We start from the raw sequence: 25,996 nt of genomic DNA, 5'->3' as shown, positions 1-25,996 counted from the left end.
AACCGGTTGCAACGGACGCGTAATCGTTCGAGCGGTGTCTTCTTTGGAAGGTGTTCAAAAAGGCGCGTAGGTTCGGATTTTCAATCCAGCGCGCGCCTGGCGCAACGTATCCGAGCCCCATATCTTCGAAGGACCGGAGAGCAAACCATGCTATGGTGAGTAGAACCGAGTACCTCGAGTCTCTCGCAGAACCGAACTCAGCATAATTGTCTCCGCACGCGGCTGCCCCGCGCTGGCACCCAATTCGCTCGCAGGTTGACTGAAAAAACATCACGAATCCTTCTTCAAGTCATCGCGCAGTTCTGACTCGATCTCGCGAATCGACGGCAATGTCGCTTTAAATGAAAGCGGTACTTCGCGCATCAACTGGTACTCGGCGACGCCCATCGGCTTTGCCACACCCCGCAGGGCATATTCGGCAACCAGGCGGTTCTTTTCCTTGCACAGCAGCAGGCCGATGGTCGGGTGATCGTCCGGCGCCTTGACCTGGGCATCGATGGCAGACAGGTAAAAGTTGAGCTGACCTGCATACTCTGGCCGGAACGGCGTCGTCTTGCGTTCGACGACGACGTAACACCGCAACTTCAAATGGTAAAACAGGAGATCAACAAAGGATTCATCGCCGCCCACATCCAGCCGGTACTGGCGTACCGACACGCAAAGCCGCGCCAAGTTCCAGCAGGAAACGGGTGATGTGCTGCGTCAGTGCCTGCTCGATATCGCGCTCCTGCGCGTCGTCCGTGAGGTTGAGGAAGTCAAAAATGCAGGGATCCTTGAGCGCTGGCGGGCAAGCTGGACTGTGGGGGTAGCAGTCGTTCCTCGAAATTGGTGATGGCGCTTCCGGTCCGGATGTGTGCGCCCGTCTCGACCTGCATCGCGAGTACGCTTCGTGACCAGTCATGCTTGAGCGACTTGCTGGCATACCAGTCGCGTGCGGCCGGCTCCTTGATCTTGTCGAGCAACGTGCAGAGATGGACCACGGCAATTGTGCAGCAGGCTGCTGCACAAATTCCGGCTCCAGCCACGCCAAGGCGAGTGCTCGCATGTACTTGAGGTTGCGCGGCGAAAACCCGCGCATGTCCGGAAGCGCCGCCTTCAGGTCGCGCGAGCTGATCCACTACCCGGGCGCCCCACCCCTGCCGTTGCTGGCGTTCAACAATGTCCCGACCGAGCTGTCAATACGGCGAAACGAACTCACGAGTGGCACTCGCGATCGCGCGCAGACACGCACGCTCGACTCGCTGCTCGAGTTCGATCAGATAGTTTCGATAGTCGTCGCCCCACGCATGACGGGCAGGTCATCCATCATTCACGTCTCTGAGCGTGCTCGCGCACAAACGGACCCTGTCCGAACATCGGCGTCGACCGGAAAACGGGGACCGCGGCGCCCTACCGACTGGCTAACCGACGCCAGCGTACCTCCATCTGACTTGCCGTCCGCCGCAATGCTGTATATAGTAACAGTACTGTGTTTTTATACAGTATTCGGAGGCACCATGGAACATCTGGTCAGGGTGTACAACGAACGAGACCGTCGGACGCTTGAATGGCTTCGCAGCCATGTCGGTGACGCGACCATTACGGCCGCCGTCAAACGGTGCGTCGGCGGCAAACCCTTCCTATCATCAGTGTGTCGGCAGATCGGCGTACGGCCACCGGATTTTCCGCCAGCGACCCGTCGTGCCCCAACTGCGGCTGGGGAACAGGCGCTGGCGACGATTCGCGGGATACTCGCCGCAAAAGCGGGGGTGGCAACGGGGACGGTATCCGGTCGGATGCATTGACCGCGAGCCCGCGTCACCCGCCCACGCATGGGAAAGGCGTCAGAATGGCTGCGGCGCACAAACTTCGGCGGAAGGGTCCTGTTGCCTGTTCAGTACGCAACCGGGTTGAGTAGCGCGGGCGCGCCAAACTCCTGCAGTCTGGCGTTCGACTGCTGGAAATAGAGCGTCCAGAACTGTTTCAGTGCGCCGATCGTCTGCGGGTCGCGATATGCATTCTTTGCCTTGGCGTCACCCGCGAGCAGACCGGCACCGATCACGTAGATTCGCGCCCCGCCGAAATCGCCGATCAGATTGGCTGCACTCGCCTTCTTCATTTCCGCCTCGGGATCGATCCGCCGAACGGCGTTGTGTGCATAGAAGCTCGATACCGAACTGTTCTCAAGCATGTCGGACGCGAGGAATACGATGCGGTCAGATGCTGGCGATGCCCGGACCTTGTCACTGATATCCTTCAACGCAGCCAGTATGTCTGACTTCGCAAGCTCATTGGTTGCAGCCGACTGAACCTGGGTAATGGCGGTCAGGAGTGACTTCCTGGCGAAGGCCGATTGCCCCGTCATGCACGCATCAAAAGTCCGTAGTGCACGTTCGCTGATATCGTCACGGAGTTTTTCGGGTATTGGTGATTCGACGACGCCGCGTGTCATCACTTCCGTGTAACGGCCTTGCGAGAATGCCGAGAAGTCAAGCAGCGTGTAAGCGCTGCCCGGCCTGATGGCAGCAGATGCTGTTGCTGCGATCTGCGCCTGCAACTTCTCATCAAAGACGGTCGTCTGGTCGCCTGCGATAAAAAGTTCGTGACCGATCCCGCTCGTGACGGGCTTGATGTGATTGGCTGCATAGCAGCTTGGAATATCATTGCTGATTCCCGCCAAAGCGGGACCGGCGCCCAGACTCAATACGGCTGCGGCAAGCGCAAACTTGAACTGTTTGATCATGGGTCGACGGTCAAACCTTGAAGAGGTCATCCAGTTGCGATTCGAGGGCATTTTTCGCCTGCTCGGCCCGTTCCTTGCGCGCCTTGATCTCGTTGATGACCTGGGTGCGCATGGGCTCCTCGATGCGGTAGATCAGCTCCTTCTTGCGTGTAACGTCGGACGTGGCCTCGATTTCCGCCACAATCGCGTCGATCGGGGCCGTCGGCTCCTTTGCAATCGAAGATGACGCGGTGACCGGCGGTGCAACGTCTGACGAGGCCAGTACCTGTGCGTCCCTTGCCACAGGCGCATTTCGAGACGCTTCGGTGATTGCGGTATCGGAACGTGTGCGAACGGGATCCGGCTCCAGATCAGAAAGCGTGCGTTGCTCGATCACGTAGTCACGGAATGTTTTGGTAAATGTCTTGCCCGAGATATCGGCGTTCTCGGCCATCCGTTTCTGGAGATTTTCAAGCTGTGACTGCGCGATAGCACGCAGCGGTGTGTAGTAGTTGTCGTAGTCCTCGAACGTCGTGAAGCCTTTGGTCGTCTTCCATGCTGCACGACTTTCCCGGCCACCGAAGCCCCAGGCAAAACCGCCAAAGATCCCGACGATCTGGGTGACAACAAAAATGACAGCGAGCGTGATAAAGGCGGCCGCGCCTTCGCTGCGCGTCGATGAAGATTCTTCCGCACGAGCCCGGTCATCCGCGGCCTTCTGGCTGGCGACAAGTTCGGCCGGCACGGCGTTGGCCGTCGCAAAGGGATTGCCGGCGTCCGCGACCTGGCTGACGCCCATTGTTTCACGTGTCTGTTCTGCGTTGAGATTGCTCCAGCGCATCCAGGTGGACGTCACGGCAATGACCAGAATCACCACGACGGTCAGAGCAACCATGAAATAGCTGTGACTGGTGCCGACGCGGTTGACGATCTGCGTATAGTCAGGCTGTCTGTCGTCCACCGACTGATCTTCATCGAGCTTGACCTTGCGGCTCGAGAAGCGTTCCTGCGTCTTGTCCTGCTTCCATTGCTTCCGGCATCGCGCAACGAGATTCGATCGATACAGCTGGTGTCCGGCCACATGGGTGAGAAACACCATGATCACGCACAGTACGAGCACAATCGCCGCCATGAGCAGGGTGTGCGTATTCGCGCTGCCGTCACGTGCCATCCAGCTTCCCAGCAAATAGGAAAAGCCGAGACCTTCGGCGATGACCAGTACCGTTAGGAGTGCCATCAGCCACAGGGGCGTCGGGGAGCGGCCACTGTCGTCGGCCTTGGCAAGATATTCGTTGCGTTTGCTGAATTCGGCCTTCGACAGGTACGAAATGAACTTGTTGTAGTCGCCGCAAAGCGTGCGCTCCGAATCCGTCCACCCGCCCTGCCCGTGAATGCCGTGACGTGAAAGGCGTGCGGTCTTTCCCAGAACGGGAAACGTGTACTTCCAGTGGTTCAGCCAGAACTCCAGCGTCGAACGGTACGAAAAGGCACCGACAGCAAGCAGCGCAGCTACGACACACCAGATCACGGTGCCCAGATTGGCCTGAATAAAGTCCATCATGATCGTCTTTCCTGTTTTTATGTGCGCGCGATCGCGGGCACGTAATCGACGGTGAAATACTGATTGCTCTTGTGCCGCACGAGCTCGCCGGCGGTCGCCTTGCCGTTCGAAAAGATGATGTCGGCGCAGTCGAATACGCCGGCATTGTTGACGAACACGCGATACAGCACCCCTTCCTTGACGGCATAAGCGTTCACGTCAGGTGACAGCCGCACCTGCGCCGGACCGGATAACCCACCGTTCTGTTCATAGTCTTTCCACACCAGCAGGGTCGGTTTTGTGCCCGCCGTCGAGCCATTGCGCAGGACAGATACGTCCTTGAGCGCAAGATACTGCCCGTTGAGCGTTGCCCCCCAGCTGCTGCCATACAGGTTTTGCATGTGATCACGTACGGGCACCGCACGGTCATCGGCTACGGACTTCATCGCGTGCGAAACGCGTGGTCGGTCATTCACGCAACTCTTCGAAACGGGCGCCTCATCGGCGACTGCGGGAGACAGAAAAGAGAAGGACGACGACGCGGGCGCCGCCGCAAACTGAAGGCCGATCGTCGCAGGCACCGCTTCATGCCAGCCGAAATCAATGCCGTCGGACAACACAGCGCGTGCGGCAGCGTCGGGCGGCACGAAGGCTCCCGCCGACGTCGTCGTGGCCGCGGGGACTGTCGGTACAGCCGCGGCGATCCGGCTATCCGCGTGGGGATTTTTTCGCTGCGAACCCGGCTGCGGGCTCGTGTCGGGCGCCGTCCTTGTCAGCTTCCCGGCCGGTTTTCTGGCGGGCGATGGCGTTGGCAAGGTGTCGGACTGGGGCGTTGCGGCGCGATAGTATTGATACTTCGGCACCCGGCTGCCCGCATAGCTTTGCAGGATGTCGGATCTCGCGCCGATGAGATCGACGATTTCCACCCGGCGATTCTTCGCGCGCCCGTCCTCGGTCCGATTGTCGGCAATCGGCAGGGTCTCGCCAGCGCCCTGATAGAAGACGTTTTCCGGCGCGATGCCGTGTTCGGCAAAAAGACGTGCCACGGTACGCGCGCGCCGCTCCGACAGATCAGCGTTGAGTTCGGAACTGCCCGTGTCGTCGGTGTGGCCGATAAGCAGGATTTTGGTTTGCGCAGCAGCGGCCTTCTCCGCAGCGGTGGACGCATCGGCCACACGCGTAGCGGTGCGATACTGTTCAGCAATCTCGCCGAAGTAGATTTTTGCTTCCGGCGTCAGCTCAGCCGAGCCTGTCTCGAACTGGGTATGTCGGGCAGTGTCGACAACCGTGAAAGAACTGCCGACCTGTTCTGTCTTGCCCGTGTCCGGCGCACGTACCTCGAGCGGGGCTGCCGTATAGACGAGGTCGTGCTTCGCGGCGATCTTTGACAATGCGCAACGGCGGTTGTCGACAGCATGGCCAATCAGGCCGCCCGCGAGGCCGCCCGCCGCACCCGCGATGGCAGCCGCAGCGACCTTGTTCTTGTTTGCGATCACCGCACCGAGAATTGCACCGACGCCAACACCAATGGCGACGCCGATATTCCGGTTGCTGTTAGCGCAAGGATCGGGATTCGCGAAAGTACTTTCGAAGATGTTGAGGTCGGCCTGCCCCGTCGAATCGCGTTTTGCACTGTCAGCGTGCTGGAAACCGCCGGGATTCGCGCACCCGGAAATGGCAAAAACGGTGATTGTGGCAAGCCATAGCGGCCTTGCCCTGCCCAATGCTCTCAATGGAAACCCCTCGGTGGTTCGTCTTTTTATTGCACCCGCTCGGGCGCTGGATCCCGGTCTCCTGTCCGGTCCGACATGACAGGCTCGCCTTTATCGATTACGGCAGACCGTCAATGATCTTTAGGCCGATTTCGATTGATTGCGGCCACGCGCGGGCCTCGCGACCGAACCGCGTTCAGGGCGCATCCATCCAGATGGAAATGGCGATGGCAAAAGCCGACAAGAGCAAACGATTGCCGGTGTGGCGGGACCGCGAGTATGTCCACTCTCACGGGCGTCGGGATCATCGCGCGACTGAGACGTCCTGCGCCCGTCCATGGTGAGTGACGTATCGCCAGGACCTGGCGGGCCCTGAACGGGGTTGCCGCATTGTGTACGTCCCGCCCCGAGCCTGAACATGGCGGCTAATGATCGATCCGAGGCGCGCCGAATGCTTGCGTGTCAAAGCTATTTTGAAATGTCGGGGCTCCGGCTAAATACAGATGTCGGGGTTGAGATCGGGTTTGGGTTGTAGTTGTTGGTTGTTTTGCAGTCCTCCATATCTATCTGGAGGGGGTTTTTAGCACCGAGCCTCCCGGGTTCCGGTGCGTCCCCATTACTGCCGCATTCCAGTCCTCGAGCGTCACCTCGCGCTGCTTCTTCGTGCCAGGCAACGGTACCGGTTTGCGTACCGCAGCGCCGCGGTTCGTGCGGGATGGCGAGCCTGATACGCGACGGTTATCGCGCTGCGCCTGCAGCGCCTGGGCGACGCGCAGCGCATGGCCGAGCCGCTTGTGCTCGATCACGGCGCCCTGGTCGATTTCCGAGAGCTTGTCATAGGGGATACAGGGCAGTGCTGCACCGCCGGCCCGCAGCTCGATGCGACCGTCCGGATACTCCCATACCTCGATGTAGCGGCCGATCAGCCGGCGGGTTGCCGGCGTGTCCTTCAGCAGCCAGATCACGCGGTCGTTCAGCAGCGTGAGTGAATCCGACACCTTGCGCTGTACCCGCCAGGTCAGGATCGCGTCGAGATCCTCGTCGGCACGCAGCGGCCGGTGTGCATCGAACCGGCTTCTGGGCGGCTTCGCGAAGCGGGCGTTGTAAGCCGCCATGAACGCGGGTGCCCAGGCGTTCGCTTCGTCCAGCGTGCTGATGCCGCGCAGGCGCAGTTCCTTCACCAGGCGATCCTGCAGCGTCAGATTGGCGCGCTCCACGCGGCCCTTGGCGGGGCTTGAGTTCGCGCAGAACGTGTCGATATTGAGCTCATACATCGCCCGGCCGAACTGGGTGACACCTTTGCCTGCGGTCTCGGCGCGGCGCTTCACGTAAAAGACGCTCGCCTTGTCGCTGTAGAACGCCACCGGCTTGCCGTAACGCTCGAGGTAGGCACGCGTCGCCTCGAAGTAGCTGAACGTCGACTCCGTCGCCGTGAAATGCAGCGTCATCAGCCGGCTGGTCGCATCGTCGACATACACCAGCAGCGTGCACGCGGGCGCCCGGTCCTCGAACCAGCGGTGGTCGCTGCCGTCGATCTGCACCAGCTCGCCGAAACATGCGCGCCGTGCGCGCGGCTGGTAGACCTTCGGTGGACGCTGTTTGCGCGGCACCCATAGGCCGGTCTTGGTCATCAGTTGGCGCACCGTTTCCTTGCACAGCCGGATGCCATGGCATTCATCCAGCTTCTCGCGCGCCAGCGTCGGCCCGAAATCGGCGTAGCGCTCGCGGATGATCGTCAGGGCGCGCAACGCCAGGCCTTCGTCGAGCTTGCGGTTACCTGGCTGACCGCGCCGGCCCGAGGCCACGCCAGACGGCCCGTGCTCCCGGTACCGGATCACCAGTCGTTCGATCTGACGTACTGTCAGACCCAGCCGTTCGGCGGCACGGCCGGGCTTGAGGCCCGTCTCAACGACGGCCTGTATAACCTTCAGTCTGTCCAGTTCGCGCATGCTCAAACTCACCAGCGTCGTGTCCGGCTTCATGGCAGGCCCCGCAGCGGTTGCAGCAGTCTGCCAGCTTGCCAGCGCTCAAAAACACGACATCTGTAAATAGCCAGAACACGACATTAGGACGTAGCCCCTACATTGCGTTGTGCGCCAGTTTGGTTTATGTTAAATCAGCGCCTGAAAAAGACACGCGCGATGACGGCCCCCAGCGTCTATGGATTGGACGCATGCAGTTCCCAATCACTTCCAGCGCGGGCTGGTCGTGCCGGTCGAAACGCGCCAATCGCGTCGACGAACTGCTTCCGTGGGTAGTTGCCGATCAGATCAAGAACGACCACGTCTGAGAATCCGCAAACACTCACCGGTGTCAAGAACGGCCTACACCCCACCGCTTACCACTTATCCAGTATCCGCAACCTTGGCTATCTTTGCCCATTCCCCGAAAACTGAGAATCCTCCTCAAACGCTTGCCAGGAAAGACACTCCGGGAATGCGCAGTAGCGAAGATCGCCAACCAAACTATGTTGCAGACAGGGAATCGAGTTCCTGCAAGGCACGCTGCAAATTCCTGCTGCGTTCGCTATTCGGACCGGGTAACTCCTTCAGCAATCGCTTGACCAAGACCTTCAGCTCGGAGACGTAGGCAGGTGCCCACGGCTGAGCGGATGCAATTGCCCGAATCAGGGCGCCGTACTCTCCGTACTGGTCGGAAATGATCGCCGCGACAACTTTCGTGGCCAATTCCACCGGCTCGACGTCTGCGTCGACGCTTACCTGGACCAGATCGGAGCAGGCCTCGTCGAAAACGCAGCTGACTTCCCACCCCTCTTCTGTCGTGCGTTCAAATATTGTTCCGGCCGTCGAGAAGAACTGCCACATCAGATCCGGCGCAAGATCCGGCGCCGCCCGGGAAACATTCGAGGCAATGGTGACCCGTATGGCGTCGAGCTCCTCGGCCAGTTCGCGGACCTGTTCCGCGTCGAGAAACGACGTTTGCGTGCCGAAGTCGCTGATCCATTGGCGAACGGCAACGGCAACGCTTTCGCCCTTTTGTGCGGAAAGCTCGAATTGCAACCGACGCCGCATGCAGGGGTTCGTCATAACCGCCCCGGCCAGCAGTGTCGCCAGGCGTTCTGGTCCGATAGCCGCCAGGGCTTTGGCATCGATCGGATTCTCGTCTTTCGACATCGCTTCTCCTGCAGGTTGAAAACCGCTGAGGTCACGGTTTCGGTGAAATGCGGTTGTGCTACGTTCTGCAAGGCAACTCAAGGCCCACCCCCAGCCAGCAAGCTCATGCTCAGGCAAAGCGAACACCTGATTCCCTCTTGCGCGCGTTCGAGAATATAACCTCATGACCGCCTCGCACCGTCTCTCGAACCTCACACGTGCCGAACTCGACGAACTGTATGCGTTACCGCGCTTTACCGACGAAGACCGGCACACGTACTTCGAGCTCTGCAACGCCGAACAGCAGCTCGTCCGGGCGCGCACACTTTCGATCGCGCTCCACCTCGTCCTGCAACTCGGGTACTTCAAGGCCAGATTCCAGTTCTTCCACTACGACCCGCCAGCCGTCGCAGATGATCTGCGCTACATCCTCGCGCGGCATTTCCCCGACGAAGCGCCTCCCGCTGTAACGATGCCTTCGGCACCCACGCGCCGCGCACTATAGCAAAGCATCCTCGACCTCTTCGGTTTCCGGCTGTGCGAGGGCGCCACAAAGGCCCACGTCGAAATGCGGGCACAGCGCCTCGCGAGGCTTTCCACGCAGCCCGCCTTCATTCTGCGCGAATGCCTGCAGTATCTGAAGCACGAACGTGTCGTCGCGCCCGCCTACTCATTCCTGCAGGACATGGTCGGCCGTGTGGTCGCTGCGGAGCGCCAGCGCGTTTCGGCGCTGCTCGAACGCGCACTCACCAGGTCCATCGCACAGCAGCTCGATGCGATGCTCGAAGCCGACGACTCGATCTATCAGGTGACGCTCCTCAAGCGCGAACCAAAGGACTTCAGCTGCAAGGAACTGCAACAGGAATCCGAACGCAAAACGTTCTTCGCACCGCTTTACGCATTCGCCCGGCGGTTTCTCGACACCACCGGCATCTCTGCGGACAGCATCCGCTACTACGCGTCGCTCGTCACCTTCTACACCGTCTACAAGCTGCGCCGCATGAACCGCGGCGTCGCGCGCCTGTACCAGCTGTGCTTTACCTGCCACCGCTTTCGCCAGGTCAACGACCGCCTGATCGAGGCCTTCAGCCGTCTCGTCAACGACTACGAGCAGACTGCGCGGCAGGCTGCCAGCGAGGCGGCGCAAAACGCGCTCACCGAAGTGGGCACGCACCTGAAAGCCGCGGGGTGAGGTCCTGCGCCTGTTCGTCGACGGGTCGATTCCATACCATGCCTCCTTTGCCAGCGTGCGCAAGAGAGCGTTCGCGCTGCTCGCGCCCGAGCGTTTCGAGATCGTTTCACGATACTTGCGCAACGTCACCTTCGATAAGACCAGCTTCGAGTGGTCACGCTATACGGCGCTCTCACACGCGATCAAACGCAATCTGCGGCATCTGTTCGTCGAACTGCCCGTGGCCGGTCGCGTCGAAGACACGCCGTTGCTCGAAGCAGTCGCCTTTCTGCAGGCGTGCGTGCGCGACGGCATGCCGCTTCGGCAGTGCAAACCATCGTCCTTTCCGACGGCATTCATCCCGAAGACGCTCAAGCCCCATCTCTATGGCCTCGGACCCGGCAAGACAAAGCAGCTCGACGTTGACCGGTACGAGTTTCTCGTCTACCGGCTGGTGCGCAACGCGCTTGAGGCAGGCGACGTCTTCTGCCACGACAGCAACGAGTTTCGCCGCTTTGAAGACGACCTGATCAGCAACGCGCGCTGGCAGCACAAGGACGCCATGCTCAAGGAGCTCAACCTGCCTGTCCTGCTCGCGCCCATCGAGCAGACGCTTGCCGGGCTTCACGATGACATCGAACGCCTTCTCGGACACGTCAACGATCACATCGACAAAGGCGGCGATCCCTACATCAGGGTCCGGCACCAGGGCGGCAAGCCTCGTCTGAACCTGGTTTATCCCGACCCCGACGAAAACGTCAATCATGCCTTCTATGGCCAGATTCCCAGTATCGACATCGCGCGGCTGCTCTGGTTTGTTGGCAGTCGCACCGGCTTTCTCAAGGCATTCACGCATGTGCTCGACCGGTACGTCAAGCATGAGGCCGATCCACGCGAACTCCTCGCCTGTATCATCGCAATGTGCACCAACATGGGCCTGCGCAAAATGGCCGAAATCTCAGGCCTCAGTTACGCCGCGCTCGCAAGCTGCGCACACAACTATCTTCGCTTCGAAACCGTCCATGCAGCCAACGACGCGATCAGCAACGCGACCGCCGGGCTGCCCGCCTTTCATCTCTTCAACATCGGCGACCAGATCCATTCAAGCAGCGATGGCCAGCGCTTCGAGACCCAGTTCGACACCTTCCAGGCACGCCATTCGCCCAGGTACTTCGGCCTCGACAAAGGCATCAGCGCCAACACCGCCGTCGCCAACCACGTACCGCTCAACCTGACCGTCTTCGGCGCCCACGAGCACGAAAGCCATTACGTGTTCGACCTGCTCTATAACAACACCTCCGACATCCGCCCGCAGCTGCATTCCACCGACACGCACGGCACCAACCAGGTGAACTACTGGACCCTGTATGCCTTCGGCTATCAGTTCGCGCCGCGTTATCGCGACTTCCACAAGAAACTCGGCGGTCTCGTTAGTCTTCATGCCCCGGGCCACTACGGCCTGTGGCTCGTCAAACCCTCGCGCAAATCCAATGATGAGCTGATCATCCGCGAATGGCCCGCCATCCAGCACATCATGGCCTCGCTCGGGCAGAAGCAGGTCTCGCAGGCCACGATTGTGCGCAAGCTCAGCAGCTACAAACGCCAGAACCAGACGAAAAAGGCGCTCTGGAAACTCGACAACCTCTGCCGTACGCGCCACATTCTGCGCTTCATCAATGATGTCGACCTGCGCCGGTCCGTGCAGAAGGCCCTCAACCGTGGCGAAGCCTACCACCGGCTACGCCGCGCGGTCGCCTTCGTCAACGGGGGCAAGCTGCGCGTGCATACCGAGGCCGAGCAGCAACTGTGGAACGAGTGCGCCCGCCTGGTCGCCAACGCCATCATCCACTACAACACAGCCTTGCTCTCCCGCGTCCACGAGCACAAGCGGGTCGCGCGGGACGAGGCCGCGATGGTGTTCATCGCAGGTATGTCGCCGGTTGCCTGGCGGCACGTCAACCTGTTCGGTGCGATGGATTTCGGTGCCGCCACCACGCCCGTCGACATCGACGCGCTCGCCTCGCATTACGCCGACCCCGGGTACTGGTCCCGCATGCTGCAGGCGGCGGCCGAAGAGGAGGACAAGGAAGCCTGAAATTCAGCCTTATGGAAGCCTATGCCACCACCCGATATGCCCCGGGAAGCGTTATCCGGTAGGGGTTTGAGGGACATTTTCAGTTTTCGGGGGTTGGGCAAAAATAGCCCGTTTGCTGCATCAACTGCTGACGCCATTACATATAAGTCATGAAAGTCATGTTGTTAGAGCTTCTAAGCGCGTATGCTGGGAATGCCACCTTGGCACGCAACGCACTAGGAGCAATACCATGGCCAAGAGTCAACTACGCAGCACTCGCGAAGCGAAAAAGCCCAAGCAGCCCACGAAGCCGTCAGTGCCGGCAACCCCGTTCAGCACGGTTCATTCGCGGGTTGGGAAAGAAGGTGTCGCCAGGAAGAAGACGTAAATCGGTTGGCCGCGGACATGCGGCACAGTGATCACACGCAACTTGTAACATTCACCGCAGGAAATCGATATCTCCACATTGAAAGCGCAGACCGCTTCGGGAGGCGCATCATGATCCATCACAACTCGGATCCCACTTTTCGCGGGCTTCCGCTCACGGCCGAGCAAGACTCGGAAATTCGTCACTACCTGAACAGGAAGGCCAAGCTGGGCAAGCCATGGAATACCCCCGAACTGCGCGGGATGCTTGAGGACATGCTGCTGCCGCCAGGTACCGAGGACGACAGCCAGTGCGACATCCCGGGCGACGCGTTGACCGCCGCTGAGCACGCAGCCGCGTTCGTCGATCAGGACATGGAGCCAATCGAGGCGTACGAGGAATTGCATGCCGCGATGGAAGCCGAGAGCATGAAAGGCGAGAGGCACTAACGGGAGCGCTCCGCGCTGGTCGTGAGCGTGCAACCCGGTCCATCAAAGGCGTCGAACGGAGGACGACACATGGCACTCAGTTTTTCCAACCCCAGCCGCAGCTATGATGGGACCAGGCACGGCGTGTGGTTCTGGGGTTACGACAACGCACGCGAGATTACGTTCTTTGTGGAAGACCGCGTACTAAAGAATTTCGACTCCGCTCTCGGTTCTGACGAAGCCGGGGTGCTGGCCTCCTTCGACCGGCATCGCAATGAGATCCTGAAGATCGCCATGACGCAATATGTCGAGGGGCCGCAGACTCTCTACACGCTGCACTAGGAAGCCCTTGCCCTTACGCGCGCCGCCATTCCGATGCATGACACATGGCAGCACGCGCTGGATAGAGAGCGTTGGTAAAGCACGGCTTCGCGGGGTTTAACTTACCAGTTCCCGCCAGTATCGAGTTTTGAACAGATATTGAACAGGCCCAGGCTGTACAAGGGTTTCAGGCTGATGGACCCTATCGGCACAATTGTGGTGGCTCCCGGCGCCAACGGCACGACCTTTACGGTGTCGCTGCCGCGCACCACGCCACCGCCCGCCTGACACGCGGGCCGGCCGCTCGTGACGTGGTGCTGCTTGTTCACGATGTGCTCTGGCGGGTTCAAGACAAGCCATCCGCAGCCCACATTACGAGATCGCCGAATTCCCAAACCGCTCTTTGGGATCCTCCTGATCAACATTCAACGGTCCGTCTGGACGGACGCGGCAAGAAGTGTTTGCGAGGAGCGGCCTGTGAGATTGCGTACGTCCCGATCTGCCGGCTGAACTCACCGGCTGCCAGTCGCAAGGCGAAGTTACTTCAGGTGAATGAGGACTGATCCCTCCGATATTTCCGGCGCGGCCACGCCCATGTTTCCGGCGTTTTTCGCGATCCAGTCCATCGCCTTTTGCACGCTTTCATCAGTGCCTGCCTTGTCTTCGCAAACAGTGACCGAGAATCCGCCGGGGAAGGCCGATACGACTGGATGCGTGAGCAGGCAGGACGCCCAGTCGCTGCGCCGGGGTAGTGGCCGACAGCATGTACACAAGGGAAGCCCCCTGGCGTGGTCAGGGATGACCAACCGGACGCCCGCGAGGGTGCAACGGCCATTCACGCCACAGCGTCCGGCAGTAAGTCGTCGGCCTTCAAAGCTTTCCATGATGCCAAGCTCCAGTCGGTTGGCCGAAGGGGTGGACAGAAGATCGCGTATGTCACGGGCACCATAGCCGCGAGCTGCTTCATCGCATTCCAGATCAAGCTGCTGTCGTTGAACGCGGCCGTCGAGGCCGTGCGCGCCAGGGCGCAGGGCCACGGCTGCGCGATACACAGCGCATGAACGCGTACCTTCATCCCCTGATCCCGTCAGAACGTTAAAGGTTGCCTAGCAACGCAAGTTGATGTCCGGTCTCGCTACCTTCGACCAACGAGTAAGCGCACAAGCGCTTCCGTTCGTCGGACGAGAAGCCGTACTCCCGGGAAAAGCTATCCCAGTGCGCGTCTACGATCGACATCGGTTTGCCATGCGCGCGTGCGAACCAGTTCATCATGCGACTTGCCTGGCGGCAAATCAGCACGCGCTCCCGGTCCAGAACGTACGATTCGTATCCGGCGCGAAGAACAAGATAGTGAGGAATTCCCTGCATTTCGCCACTCCGTGGGCCGTCAGCGTTCAGTGAGCTTCATCAGAATGTCTGCATACCACGCGCAGTTCAGGCCAAGCGCCTCGTCATGCTCAGTGTCGCGCGCACCGATATCGAAGCGCGTCGAATGGACGCCGAGCAGCGTCCAGTGCAGTCCGTCATCGTGCATATTCAACCGTCCGCTGTCTGCCATGACAACAGGGGCTCCGCTGGTTCCCCGATGCGTTCGCGCGTCAGTCAGAAATTGCCCTTTCCCCTGGAATCTCAAGCCGAACGCGAAGACGCGACAACAGCGTGGCGGACCACCGGCAGATGGTGAAGCGAATCATGAAAACCAAGCGGATACCCCACCACGAGAAGCGGGCTGCCAATCTCAACGGCCTGATCCAGGCCGGGCAGGTGCGCCGGGGTAAAGGTCCGATAAGCCATCGTATCCGGCAACGCCGATTCCTGCAGCTCCACAGCAGCCACATCGATCGCACCGCCTGCATCGCAGCCTTGTCGCCAGACGGCTCGCCGGTCGACATAAAGCGGGACTGAAAACCAGGTAGAAGCACCGAGGTTCGCCGGATCGATGTGCAGCTCGATTTCAATGCGGTCCGGGCAATGGCCGCTCGGCTCGTCAATGAGGACGTGCCTGCTCGTCACGAAGACTAGCCGCTTCTCGCGGGCAAAAAAGAAGCCGCTCGCGCTCGTCATCATCGCATCCTGCGAGTACGTATGCACGCGGGTAGCAGCTAGCAGTAGTGAATCCATGAACCTTGCCTACCCGTTTGGCCGCACGTCGATGCAGCCCGATAAGCGTGCGCGGAGGGCTCGACGGTGGGCCGTCAACTTACTCCGGAACCGCAATATCGCCGTTCACGAGCTGCCAGCCGTAGACCTCGGCGAAGTTCTTCGCGTGCTGCGCATCCTCGCATAGGGGCATGTCTGCGCAGCCGCGAAACGGATAGATGACCCGCTTGTCGGAAAGACGGATCACCTTCAACGTCGGAACAACGCCACCCATCGTCCGACGAAACGACGCGGCAACCTCATAGTTCTCCGCGCCAGGCTTATATCGCTGCATTCGCGTCTCCTCGTCAATTGCACGGTCTTGCGGCCCGCTCATAGATCACGCACCGACTGCCCGTCGACCTGTCCATCAATCAGGCGCTCCGCATAGTCGCTCGATGCCTTGCGCGCCTCGCCCGCCTCGCCAAACGGCGCACGATGTGGAATCCGAAATACGCGGCTGGCCGTCAGTGTGTCGTTGGTGCCTCGGCGGCATATCCTGACAGCAGCGTCGAAGCCGGCGCCGTAGTCGTATGATCCAACGGCACCCCGAGGAATGTGGGGATAGACGAGGGGATAAATCTCCAACCCTCTGTAGGTTCTGACGTGCTCGCTCATGATGTAGTCCAAAGGTGTGAGCCAAGACGAGAAGTAGCGGGAACCGCCCAGTGTGAGCAAAAGGGCGATTGCCGCAAACGAAATGGCGATGCACAGCGCGCCGCAGAGGTCGGGATGGGGCAACTATCGCAGCGGCGCAGCTAGCGGAATCGGCGTCCGGAGACGGAACATCGCTTCCTCCGGAAAGGGGAGAAAGCTAACCAGTAGTAGACGGGAATCGGGTGCCGCCCGTGAACACGAACTCCGATGGACGGCAGGTATGAGAGTCGACTGGAAGCGACGCAATCAGTGTACCACCCGGCCCTGTAGTGGGTCGCCCTTTTTATCAAGCGTCAGACATCGGTGATCCCGGGCTTCGGATTGGCCTCGTAGTTGGAAGGCAATGCCGCTCGGGGCCGCGGCCGATGGCGATTGTACGAAATCTGGTTCGATGGCTAACCGATGCTAGCCGCGGATCGCGAACGTCCCCTGCCAGAAGAAGCGCGCGCGACATTGGAATGTCCACGCGAAAGCGGAGGCGAATGACCCTTGATGGCCCGTCATCCGCTTCGCGCAACCGGTGTACCGAGCGTCAACGCCACTACCTCTGATTTTTTGATGTGCAAGGGTGCAAAACATTTCATTCTTCTCTCACCGCCGCCGCGTGGACTTTTGTAGGGTCCCCGTGCAAGAATCCAGGAACACTGCCATCGGACAGGAATGCGAAGAGCAATGGACCAACCCGGTACGAATTTGACTGCGCCCATCCTTTGCAGCGACTCTACAGTCTTGTTTTCGGTCTACGGCTTCGGTTTGGGGTACCGCGCCTTTGCGCTACCTTGTGAAATAGTTTGCGAAAAACTCGGCGCTGCGAATCGCACCCCCAAGGCAATTGAGGCTGGCCTTCGAGCTTGGCAAGCGCCGACTGCTGGAGGCTGCGGAGGCGAAAGCAGTCCACGGCATGGGTGGACGCATTACGCTGTCTGCCACTGACCTGTAGCGCGGGAGTGCGATTCGGCGGTCGCTCCTGGAAGCAGGTCGCGCGCTGGGCTATACCTCGCTATCTGTTGAGTGCTGCCCGGCGTCGGTCGCCCTCTGGGGTGCCGATCACCACCGTCACTACCTGACCCGAAGCGGTCTTACCTGCATACGTCGGAAGAGCGGCCGTTTCCAGGGTGCTGGCGACATTCGCACAAGTTAACTGCGCGGCGGGTGGGTCACCGCCGTGGGGTAAGATGCCTGGTTATCCGACAACGAATTGCCCATCATGGACAACGCCGCCCCGTTCGACGAAGCCCACCTACTGACCGACTACACGGCGCTTCGCCAGCGCGCAGCCGCGCTCGAGGAACAGGTGCCTGCATACCTGCAGCGCATTTCGGAAACGCTCCATCGGATCGGTGGCGAGTCGGACTTGGCAAACCACCACAGGAGCCTGCTGGTCAGCGCACGCGGCAACGCGATGATGGCGATCGAAAACTACCATCAGGCGTTCCCGTTCCTGCAGACGGCGGGATCTCTGGTTGAGCAGCTGGACAGGCAGCCGATTTCGTTTGAGGGAGCGGAATGGCGCGATGCCTTGCTGCAGAGCCTTGACGAGCTCATCGATAATGCCGTGGTCATGATCGACGAAGCAGAACTGCGCTTCGGCGAGGCAAAAGACCCCGACCCAGCCGCGGTGCCCCGGTCGATTCTCGACGTCTAGGCGGCGCCTGTGTCAACGCGGGCGTAGCCACGTTGAGCAGTAGCGGTGGAGTCGCGGCGCTGCCCCGATGAAAAAAGCGCATCAGGCATAAGGGGCCACGGCGCCACCGACCATCGCTGCGAGATTGATGAGTGGAGGTACGCTGACGACGCACGCAGGCATCGGGCGGATGGACAGGCTGTCAGATTCCCTGTGGCGAATGCTACTTGCATCGCACGCGTGGCTGCTGCCGACGATCGAAAGTCCTGCGAAAACGCTGATTAACTTCTACGGTGCATTCGTCTTTCTGGCAACATGGGCTTACACGCCCAATCTCCGCCACCTGGGCCGAAATAGTCCTGTCGCCGATGATCGGTCGGTCGTTTCATTGCCAGGACGGCGTGTCTGGCCAGCTATCCCCTTTTGTCGGAGAAGATTGTCATGTCGACGCTACAGCCAGGCATCTACAAGGGATTTGAACTTCATCCCCTGGTCTTTTCACGCGTGTTCACACACTTCGATGCGCATTCCCGATATGCCGAAGGTTACGACGTTGCGGTTCGCATCGCTCGTCCGGGGGCCGCGGCCGGGACGCACGAGAGCCGCGTCTTCAGGCTCCATCTGGAGAACGCTGTCTCCGACTTCGGAATGGCCAGAAGCGTCGCTTATCAGCGGGGCAGGGATATCATTGACGGAAAGGTGGATGGCGAATCCGTCGATGACCTGTGAATTGACTTACACGCGAGCAGCAACAGCAACCATCCATGGGGATTGACTACATCACGTGTGACCCCGAACTGCGCATCGTCGGCACGCATGGCTGACAACACCCCTTCGTTCTGGCCCCGCCGATAGTGGCGGGGCAGATGGCGGCCCTCAGTTAAAATGCAGGACTAGTTGGCTTCGCACAACACAGAAAAGACGCGTGTTGGTTAGTCGCGAATCTTCCTTTAATTGATAGTCCGGTGAGGCCAGCGATAACAGTGCTCGCTGGACTGCACGCCCCGACTCGCATCGGACCGGTATTGCGGGCCGCCGCGTCTGACCAATCCCCTCGCGTGCCTAATCCGCCGCCCGGACAGGGCGGTGTCCGTGACTTCCAGGACGCGAGGGCTGTGACCCTTACCTGTGCCACGACGCTGCGTGCACATCCACATCACCATTCGCCATTGCTGCCGGATCTCAATCAAGGAAAAAATTGACTACCGTAATTCTGAAACCCGACGAGCCCGTAGAGGTTGCATTACGCCGTTTCCGTCGCGCGATCGAGCGAACCGGCTTGATTCCGGAGCTTCGTGCCCGGACAGCCTATGAAAAACCTACCGCAGAACGCAAACGCAAAAAGGCTGCTGCAGTGGCTCGCCTGCGCAAGCAGATCAAACGGTCGTTGCCGCCGAAAAAGCGGTACTGACCGGGAACTGCCGGGCAGCCATGCTGAAGCGGCCGTGTAGCGCCCGGCCGGGTGTCTCGCGTAACCTCCGCATGGGGAACAGGTTCTAATCTGGGCCGAGTGGCCGGTTGAATCCGCCTTCACATACCGGTCACTCAATTTTCTGCGATTGAATCTCGACTCTACCGGACGGAGTCAACCGCCGGCGTAGGGAGTTGTGGTTGTTCTCTGGTGGGACCCCCAGAGGCATTCGCGCCGATTTCAGATTTCGAACATTGTCATCACGGTAGGTTTTACTGTGGCGGTATGTTTGCCCGTGAGCCACACGTCCCCAGAGGGCGGTCAAGCTCCATCGACCGCTTCGAAAAAGAACGTCAGGAACAGGAGGAGCACGCCCGACCAGTCAAACAGCGTGCCGAAGAGGTTTGACGTACCGAATCCCGCGCCAGCCATCACAGCCGACAGACAGAACGAGAGAGCGGCCATTGGTTGCAAGCGCCTGGCGTGTTTGGATACCTCAGCTTAGCGAGGGCGCCCAAATATCGCTCTCGACTATGTGTGTTCCCCCACTGACATTTTCCGCCATGTCCTCGCTCACCGAGACTCAGGCGGTCGCCGGCGTGTCAATCTGCTCGAGCATCGCCTTGATCGCGGCATGGTCAGTATCGTTTGTCCCAGACGTCGCCGACGGACAACAAATGAGCGGGTTCGTCTTCACGTTCGCGGCGCATATGAAAACACACTAAGAAACGGTTTCAAAAAGAGTTCCTGGGGGCTGTTAACCCGTAACGCAACCTGTAATGGGATGGTCACCCCCACCTCGCAGCCGGTAAGCTGCCGGGAATTTCCTTTGGAGGCCACTGTCATGCAGAACGTCACCTTGGTAGGAATTGATCTGGGCAAGCATTCTTTCCATCTGCATGGCCAGGACAAGGCCGGCAAGGCAGTGTTTCGCAGGAAGGTTTCACGCAAGCAGCTCGTCGAGTTCTTCGCAACGTTCCACGCCTGCACGGTCGTGATGGAAGCCTGTGCCGGTGCGCATTGGCTGGCACGTAAGCTCGGCGAGTACGGACACTGCGTCAAGCTGATCTCGCCACAATTCGTGCGTCCATTCGTGAAGAGCAACAAGAACGACTTCGTCGACGCTGAGGCGATCTGCGAGGCTGCATCACGGCCTTCGATGCGGTTCGTCACGCCGAAGAACGAGTCGCAGCAGATCCTGTCGGCGCTGCACCGGGTCCGCCAGGCCCTGGTTCGGGATCGGGTACGCACGACAAATCAGATGCATGGATTCCTGCTCGAATTTGGCATCAGCTTGCCCGTAGGCCATGGCGTCGTGAAGCGCCTTCCTGTCGTACTGGCCGAACACCAGTTACCGCCACGACTTATCGCGATCCTTGAGCGATTGCACGACCATTTCAAGTACCTTACCACGCAGATCAGCGATATCGAGAAGGAACTTGAACGGCAGCTTGCCGAGGACGCCCTTGGACAGCGCCTCCTAACGATTCCCGGCGTCGGATCCATCACCGCAAGTCTGCTCGCCTCAGAACTCGGCGATGGCAAGCAGTATCGATGCAGTCGTGATTTCGCCGCTGCAGTGGGGCTCGTACCAAGGCAATATAGTACGAGTGGCAAATCGAACCTGCTCGGAATCTCCAAGAGAGGCGACAAGAACATTCGCCACCTGCTAGTCCAGTGCGCGCGGGCGTTCATGCTTCACCTGGATAAGCAGACCGGTTGCATGGCTGATTGGGTCCGCGCAATGTTGGCGCGACGACATTCGAATGTCGTCGCCTGCGCACTCGCCAACAAGCTTGCGCGAATTGCGTGGGCTATCTCGAGCCGCAACACCGTATTTGAGCGGAGGACGGCTGTTACCGTCGCCTGACGGGCGCTACCACGCTCCGTATAAACAAACTTAACCCACCTGGTTTTGCGACCGCTGATTATCGATGACGTGAACGGTACACCGGCCTGGCGGACACGCTGAAAGGTTAACGAGCTCTTGAAGCTGCCCCTGTTATCAGCACTGCCAGGCGCGATTCTCATCGTGGCGCGGGGAGTCATCCTCATAGCGACGCCGGATAGATTTGCGCTAACCATCACCAATCGAGATCCGTGTTGCAAAAAAGGGGGTGACCATAGATTAACCTCGATCGTCGTAACAACGGGATCGAGGAGATGGGCAAACCAATCATCGACGACGAACTGTGGGCACTGATTGAGCCACTACTACCGCCAGCAAAGCCACGCCGCTTCAAGTATCCGGGCCGCAAGCCGGTAGTGGATCGGGCTGCGCTGACAGGCATCCTGTTCGTGCTGAAGACCGGTATCCGCTGGCGCGATTTACCGGCTGAGATGGGATGCGGCTCCGGTGTCAGTTGCTGGCGCAGGCTGCGCGATTGGCAGCAAGCCGGCGTGTGGGATCGATTGCACGCAGTGCTCCTGGCCAGGTTGCGAGCCGTGGACAGGATCGACTTTTCACGCGTGGTCGTCGACTCGTCGTCGATCCGCGCAGTTGGGGCGGGCGAAAAACTGGCCCGAACCCCACCGATCGAGCGCGACCCGGATCCAAGCACCACCTCGCCACCGACGCCCACGGAACGCCAATCGCGGCGATCCTGACTGGCGCAAATCGATGGCCTCAATCAGCGGAACGCGAGCTGCGTGACGTCGTTACGTGGGCGGCCTCTGAGCCGCCCTGGACGCGTCTATGCTGATCGAGGTTACGACCACGACAAGTACCGACGCATTCTGCACGAGCGCAATATCCCCACCAGCATTGCGCGGCGCGGCCATCCGCACGGTAGCGGCCTTGGAAAAGTCCGTTGGGTCGTCGAACGTACACATGCCTGGCTGCATCATTTCCGTCGTCTACGTATTCGTTTCGAACGTCGCGCTGACATTCACGAAGCGTTCCTCAAGCGCGGCTGTTGCTTGATCTGCTGGAACACTTTTCAGCGAGCTCAACAGTCTTTATGAAACCGTCTCTTAGCCGCCGGCGACTGTGATCAGAAGGCACCCGAGATACGACCGAACCGGACAACGTCGACGCAGGAGCGAGTTCGAGGGTTTCGGCGATCCAGCTTTTTGTGAACTCGTTAGGGTTCGTCCCCTTAAAAACGGGCGAATCATTCGCGACGTCTCCCTAACGTTCGTTCCATACCAAGCGAGATCAACGCAGCGGGTATGAAAACGAACCAACCCACCCTTCTTTTAAGGTGAAACGCTACAAAAAGGCCGGGCGTCCTGATAAGCGCCCAGCCTTTCAAGATGGTCCTGACGGAGGTGAGTCAGAACCTTGCTGCCATGGTCTAAGAGTTAGAGCATTCCGGATGCCTGAAGGATGGACTACAGCAGTTTGTGAAGATCCCATCCCAGCAGTCTTAGCGGGCCGGCTCACCGGACCGAACAGATAATTCGACACCCGTTCACCGCGGAGGAGGTTCACAGAACTGTTTCCTTTTCAGCATGGCGTACTTCACCGCAGGCCGTTCCCAAATCAGCAGGGAGTAGGTCGCGCGTACCCTGAGCGGCTCCTTCGGCCAACTTCTGTCTTTTCGCCGATGCCGATGCGCCGACATATGAATGTCCGGCTCGACCCGACGGAAATCTGCAGACCCGCTGTACATCTCGTCGCACCGCATTCGCCTACACGCTTACTTCACGCCACGGCATACGCGTCTCGCGGAGTATGCATCATGCTCGGTCGGGGCTATATTTGTTCTCGTGTGGTAAAGCTGAGTGCGGCGTGATGGGTACAAACCTGCTCGTCCCGGCGCGATACGACGGACGCAAAACGCAGCTTGACTCGTACGGTGGCCCGCGCGATTAAACGCCGTCAGACGCAGCGTGCTTCCGTTCCGGGGGATGCTTGTGCTGGCGCATGGCAGGTTGGGCCTGTGGATTCCCATCATGCCTTTCCCCGAGATGAATGAGCATGGACACGCAATGTTTGGCTTTGGAGAGGGATCTCGAAGCGGCAGCCCGGATTCGGGTGCTCTCGGTGTACAGGCGCCTACTGCGGCAGCGCATACTTGTCGCCCGGCTGGCCGCGACCGACGCAAATCGCGCAGTCGCCGAAAATTGTCTGGGCGAGTTGGAGAGTTGCTTCCGCCTGCACAGCGAAATCTGGGAGCTGCGCCTGGGTGCGCTTGATTCAATGATCAGCGTTCGCCAGGCCTTGGACACGGTTGGTTTTTAGATCCGTCCGCCTCCCTATGACACCTGAGTGCAGACATCTTGCCTACCGATTCCACAGTCACCTTTTAGCGTCCTCTACTTCCTGCTTGACCAGTTCACACAAGTCCTGAAGTGCGTTCAGGCTGGCGACCAGATTTCCGTATAGCGTTTCAGGTGTCTCGTCGTTGGGTGCACTCTTCCTGATCGACGCGGTTCTTTTGCTCTGCTACCGATTTCACCGTTTACTGACAGGATCTCGCCGACGAATTCGAGAAGGCGAGCAAAGCGAACCGTGTGAAAGTGTTGTCCCGAGACGCGACGAATTCTGGGCGCCGACGGAGTCTGTCCGACCGAAGTTGTGGAAATTGCCGGTCCCACCTGCGGATAACATCGTCTGCCCGGAGGCGAGGCCGGTACGGCTCTCTCCGGACAATGCCTGGGTGGAGTTCGCGCGGAAATACGAGGCACGCTTTTAAGGTCTCCCCTCCCATCCCATGGTGCGGTGTACACCATCGTCGGCGCGATACCGCGGGTGAATTCGACCGGTCCGATGAAGATCCTGGCAATCATGCCCTCCACCGGCTTCAAGGGTGGAAGCGGTGTAAATCAGTTTCACCGCTCAGGGCGCCGTTAGCGCGGTGCGATCTCGATCTTCACATCCAAGGGGTGACAGATTTAGTGCTGCCTACGGCCGGGGACCGATTATTTTTTACAAGTCACGAGTAATCGAATCCCGGAAAGTCCGTCGCGGGTCGGAGCCTGGACGCCGTTGGTCTGTTGCTCGCCCGTTTCCCATCCGCGATTCCGCCAGCGTCCCGTTCAGAATGCGCGACCAGTCGCGCATTGGCGCGCGCATTCGCCACCGTGCAGGCGGCATGGATCCCAGGCAGGATTCCTGCTGCTTGGTGGATGTTGTCACGTTCGACCTTCCCTGTTGTTCAACCGTGCTTGCCCTGTCCAAATGCGCTTCCTTTTCGTCATCGGCAATCTGGGCGACTATCACGTCCCGCGGTACGAAGCGCTTGCAAAGCTCGCGATCGCTCGCGGAGACAAAATCTCCCTAGTCGAGGTATTTGGAAGGTCTGGCGCTTATTGCTTTCCGCAGGAGGGTCGCATCGCATTCTTTCAGGGCTCCCCACCGGATGCTGTCACGCTGATCGAAGATGCCAGCGAGACAGATCATCATTGGTTGCGTGTCGGTAACGGATTGCTCACGGCGCTACGTCGATACAGTCCCGACGTCGTCGTGACGCTTGGCTATAACACGTACTACTCTCTTTTCTTGTGGTTACTGAAAGCCCTGGGAAAACGCTTCACGCTGATCTACATGTCGGACTCAAAAGCCGATGACGGCAGGCGATATGCGCTCAAGGAGCGCCTGAAACAGGTGCTGGTCTCGGGCTTTGATGGCGCGCTGGTCGCGGGCGAAAAACACCGCGCTTACGCCCGGTCGCTGGGTATTCCGATGAGCCGGTCCAGAACCGGCTTCGATGTGATCGACGTCGAGTATTTTTCGGCGGCTTCACGCGTAGCCCTCGCGAGCGCGTCGACGATTCGTTGCAACTTCGGCCTTCCCGCGCGTTACGTCATCTGCGTCAGCCGGTTCATCAAGCGCAAGAACGTCGATCTGCTGATCGAGGCATTCTGTCGGTCACAACTGCATGCGGCGGGACTGTCCCTGCTGCTGGTAGGACAGGGGCCGTGCGGCCCGGAAGTCCGCAACGCAATCGATCGACTCGGGATGCACAGACATATACAGATCCTTGGTAGCGTCCCCTATTGCGAAATGCCGGCCCTGTATTCACTTGCCGAATTCGCCGTGCTGCCGAGCGCGTACGACCAATGGGGGCTTTGCATCAGCGAGGCGTTCGCCGCAGCCAAGCCTGCCATCGTAACCAGGACCTGCGGCGTCGCAAACGAGCTGGTGCTTGACGGTATCAACGGCTTCATCGTCGAGCCGGGCGACGCTGCAACGCTGGCTGACCGGCTTGTAAAACTGTCTACGGACGATGCGTTGCGGGAGCGATTCTCACAGAACGCCGTTTCAACGGTCCGTCGCTGGACGCCCACACTCTTCGCGAGGAACGTTATCGAGCTCGCCGATTCGCTCACCGGAGCAGTGACATCTCTCGCCCGTAGTAGAGGCGCCGCAGCGTAGCTCGCCGTTACGATCACAGATAGCGTACAAAAGCCGGGGGCGCTTTGGCCGCACCCGTCGGCTTGAGCATTCTTGCGATCGAGTACACATTGACCGTACGTTGCACATCAAGCCATTGCTTGAGTGAGCCACCGAAGCCATTCAGGAAGTCAAAGGCCAGCGCCTGAGATTCTGCTGGGACTCAGCGTACCGGGAACGCGCCATGCTCGCTAGAGTGAGCCACTTGCGCGACACACGACGAGAGGCGCCAGTCGTTGAGCACGGCGCGCTCGATGGAATCGCCAATGTTTGAGGTTGACCCGGTTCGACGGACAGATTTGCAGTCAGCAATTTGATGTGATCTGGCCTCCGTTAAGCGTTGAGTCGCGGGTTGTCCACGGGCGGGCGGCGGGTCGCCCCTCACGACCATGACGCTG

24 protein-coding genes and 2 pseudogenes are annotated in these 25,996 nt (G+C 59.8%); 10 read left to right on the top strand and 16 right to left on the bottom strand.

Annotated elements, in window-relative coordinates; genetic code table 11:
• Nucleotides 1-270: 270 nt before the first annotated feature.
• From VSR68_RS42915 to VSR68_RS30020, 8 genes are all read right to left on the bottom strand, one after another.
• Nucleotides 271-657, bottom strand: coding sequence for a PDDEXK nuclease domain-containing protein (locus VSR68_RS42915; protein WP_428983618.1), 387 nt, complete (start codon nucleotides 655-657; stop codon nucleotides 271-273).
• Nucleotides 617-763, bottom strand: coding sequence for a PDDEXK nuclease domain-containing protein (locus tag VSR68_RS42910; protein WP_428983627.1), 147 nt, complete (start codon nucleotides 761-763; stop codon nucleotides 617-619). The genes VSR68_RS42915 and VSR68_RS42910 overlap by 41 nt, the downstream gene beginning before the upstream one ends.
• A complete protein-coding gene (locus VSR68_RS42905; protein WP_428983617.1) occupies nucleotides 756-1,118 on the bottom strand; it encodes a hypothetical protein in 363 nt (120 codons plus the stop codon). Before VSR68_RS42905 ends, VSR68_RS42910 begins: the two co-directional genes overlap by 8 nt.
• A gap of 755 nt (nucleotides 1,119-1,873) precedes the next feature.
• Entirely contained in the window at nucleotides 1,874-2,722 is an 849-nt protein-coding gene (locus tag VSR68_RS30040) for a hypothetical protein (protein WP_342943318.1), read from the bottom strand.
• 10 nt (nucleotides 2,723-2,732) lie between these two features.
• On the bottom strand, nucleotides 2,733-4,262 hold the full coding sequence (locus tag VSR68_RS30035) for a hypothetical protein (RefSeq protein WP_342943317.1): 1,530 nt from the start codon (nucleotides 4,260-4,262) through the stop codon (nucleotides 2,733-2,735).
• Between the two features lie 17 nt (nucleotides 4,263-4,279).
• Nucleotides 4,280-5,974 (bottom strand): OmpA family protein, encoded by a 1,695-nt coding sequence (locus tag VSR68_RS30030; RefSeq protein ID WP_342943316.1) that lies wholly within the window; start codon nucleotides 5,972-5,974, stop codon nucleotides 4,280-4,282.
• Nucleotides 5,975-6,516: 542 nt separating this feature from the next.
• A complete protein-coding gene (locus VSR68_RS30025) occupies nucleotides 6,517-7,935 on the bottom strand; it encodes an ISNCY family transposase (RefSeq protein WP_342943315.1) in 1,419 nt (472 codons plus the stop codon).
• A gap of 483 nt (nucleotides 7,936-8,418) precedes the next feature.
• A complete protein-coding gene (locus VSR68_RS30020; protein ID WP_342943314.1) occupies nucleotides 8,419-9,087 on the bottom strand; it encodes a DUF6880 family protein in 669 nt (222 codons plus the stop codon).
• 163 nt (nucleotides 9,088-9,250) lie between these two features.
• Here VSR68_RS30020 and VSR68_RS30015 point away from each other — a divergent pair.
• The 3 genes and pseudogenes from VSR68_RS30015 (at nucleotide 9,251) to VSR68_RS30005 (ending at nucleotide 13,448) form a co-directional block, all read left to right on the top strand.
• Nucleotides 9,251-12,332, top strand: a pseudogene (locus VSR68_RS30015) (Tn3 family transposase).
• Between the two features lie 477 nt (nucleotides 12,333-12,809).
• The gene (locus VSR68_RS30010) at nucleotides 12,810-13,127 is read left to right on the top strand and encodes a hypothetical protein (protein ID WP_342943313.1); all 318 of its coding nucleotides are present in this window, start codon (nucleotides 12,810-12,812) and stop codon (nucleotides 13,125-13,127) included.
• Nucleotides 13,128-13,196: 69 nt separating this feature from the next.
• Nucleotides 13,197-13,448 (top strand): DUF1488 domain-containing protein, encoded by a 252-nt coding sequence (locus VSR68_RS30005; protein WP_152768328.1) that lies wholly within the window; start codon nucleotides 13,197-13,199, stop codon nucleotides 13,446-13,448.
• A gap of 101 nt (nucleotides 13,449-13,549) precedes the next feature.
• Here VSR68_RS30005 and VSR68_RS30000 read toward each other — a convergent pair whose 3' ends face one another.
• The 7 genes from VSR68_RS30000 to VSR68_RS29970 all read right to left on the bottom strand — a co-directional run bounded on the left by VSR68_RS30000 (nucleotide 13,550) and on the right by VSR68_RS29970 (nucleotide 16,184).
• On the bottom strand, nucleotides 13,550-13,756 hold the full coding sequence (locus VSR68_RS30000; protein ID WP_342943312.1) for a hypothetical protein: 207 nt from the start codon (nucleotides 13,754-13,756) through the stop codon (nucleotides 13,550-13,552).
• Between the two features lie 210 nt (nucleotides 13,757-13,966).
• A complete protein-coding gene (locus VSR68_RS29995; RefSeq protein ID WP_342943311.1) occupies nucleotides 13,967-14,464 on the bottom strand; it encodes a hypothetical protein in 498 nt (165 codons plus the stop codon).
• 58 nt (nucleotides 14,465-14,522) lie between these two features.
• A complete protein-coding gene (locus VSR68_RS29990) occupies nucleotides 14,523-14,795 on the bottom strand; it encodes a hypothetical protein (RefSeq protein ID WP_342943310.1) in 273 nt (90 codons plus the stop codon).
• Between the two features lie 19 nt (nucleotides 14,796-14,814).
• Nucleotides 14,815-14,985: a hypothetical protein gene (locus tag VSR68_RS29985; RefSeq protein WP_342943309.1), complete on the bottom strand. Its 171-nt coding sequence runs from the start codon at nucleotides 14,983-14,985 to the stop codon at nucleotides 14,815-14,817.
• A 71-nt stretch (nucleotides 14,986-15,056) separates the two neighbouring features.
• Entirely contained in the window at nucleotides 15,057-15,548 is a 492-nt protein-coding gene (locus tag VSR68_RS29980) for a hypothetical protein (protein ID WP_342943308.1), read from the bottom strand.
• A gap of 79 nt (nucleotides 15,549-15,627) precedes the next feature.
• Nucleotides 15,628-15,861: a DUF6723 family protein gene (locus VSR68_RS29975; protein ID WP_342943307.1), complete on the bottom strand. Its 234-nt coding sequence runs from the start codon at nucleotides 15,859-15,861 to the stop codon at nucleotides 15,628-15,630.
• Between the two features lie 38 nt (nucleotides 15,862-15,899).
• A complete protein-coding gene (locus tag VSR68_RS29970; protein ID WP_342943306.1) occupies nucleotides 15,900-16,184 on the bottom strand; it encodes a hypothetical protein in 285 nt (94 codons plus the stop codon).
• Between the two features lie 1,246 nt (nucleotides 16,185-17,430).
• Here VSR68_RS29970 and VSR68_RS29965 point away from each other — a divergent pair.
• The 3 genes from VSR68_RS29965 to rpsU all read left to right on the top strand — a co-directional run bounded on the left by VSR68_RS29965 (nucleotide 17,431) and on the right by rpsU (nucleotide 19,258).
• Nucleotides 17,431-17,868 carry an ATPase gene (locus VSR68_RS29965; protein ID WP_342943305.1) on the top strand — a complete coding sequence of 146 codons (438 nt, stop codon included), beginning with the start codon at nucleotides 17,431-17,433 and terminating at the stop codon, nucleotides 17,866-17,868.
• A gap of 420 nt (nucleotides 17,869-18,288) precedes the next feature.
• Nucleotides 18,289-18,576, top strand: coding sequence for a hypothetical protein (locus VSR68_RS29960; protein ID WP_342943304.1), 288 nt, complete (start codon nucleotides 18,289-18,291; stop codon nucleotides 18,574-18,576).
• A 469-nt stretch (nucleotides 18,577-19,045) separates the two neighbouring features.
• Nucleotides 19,046-19,258, top strand: coding sequence for a 30S ribosomal protein S21 (gene rpsU, locus VSR68_RS29955; RefSeq protein WP_091997207.1), 213 nt, complete (start codon nucleotides 19,046-19,048; stop codon nucleotides 19,256-19,258).
• A gap of 321 nt (nucleotides 19,259-19,579) precedes the next feature.
• Here rpsU and VSR68_RS29950 read toward each other — a convergent pair whose 3' ends face one another.
• A complete protein-coding gene (locus tag VSR68_RS29950) occupies nucleotides 19,580-19,723 on the bottom strand; it encodes a hypothetical protein (protein ID WP_193727774.1) in 144 nt (47 codons plus the stop codon).
• Nucleotides 19,724-20,102: 379 nt separating this feature from the next.
• Here VSR68_RS29950 and VSR68_RS29945 point away from each other — a divergent pair, with 379 nt between their 5' ends.
• From VSR68_RS29945 to VSR68_RS29930, 4 genes and pseudogenes are all read left to right on the top strand, one after another.
• Nucleotides 20,103-21,128, top strand: coding sequence for an IS110 family transposase (locus tag VSR68_RS29945; protein ID WP_342943303.1), 1,026 nt, complete (start codon nucleotides 20,103-20,105; stop codon nucleotides 21,126-21,128).
• 293 nt (nucleotides 21,129-21,421) lie between these two features.
• Nucleotides 21,422-22,222, top strand: a pseudogene (locus VSR68_RS29940) (IS5 family transposase).
• 952 nt (nucleotides 22,223-23,174) lie between these two features.
• Nucleotides 23,175-23,444 carry a hypothetical protein gene (locus VSR68_RS29935; protein ID WP_342943302.1) on the top strand — a complete coding sequence of 90 codons (270 nt, stop codon included), beginning with the start codon at nucleotides 23,175-23,177 and terminating at the stop codon, nucleotides 23,442-23,444.
• A 939-nt stretch (nucleotides 23,445-24,383) separates the two neighbouring features.
• Nucleotides 24,384-25,580 (top strand): glycosyltransferase family 4 protein, encoded by a 1,197-nt coding sequence (locus VSR68_RS29930; RefSeq protein ID WP_342943301.1) that lies wholly within the window; start codon nucleotides 24,384-24,386, stop codon nucleotides 25,578-25,580.
• The last annotated feature ends 416 nt before the right edge of the window (nucleotides 25,581-25,996 follow it).

This window comes from Paraburkholderia phymatum (assembly GCF_038900715.1).
Classification (GTDB): Bacteria; Pseudomonadota; Gammaproteobacteria; order Burkholderiales; family Burkholderiaceae; genus Paraburkholderia; species Paraburkholderia phymatum_A.
This window is presented reverse-complemented; position numbering and strand designations above follow the sequence as displayed.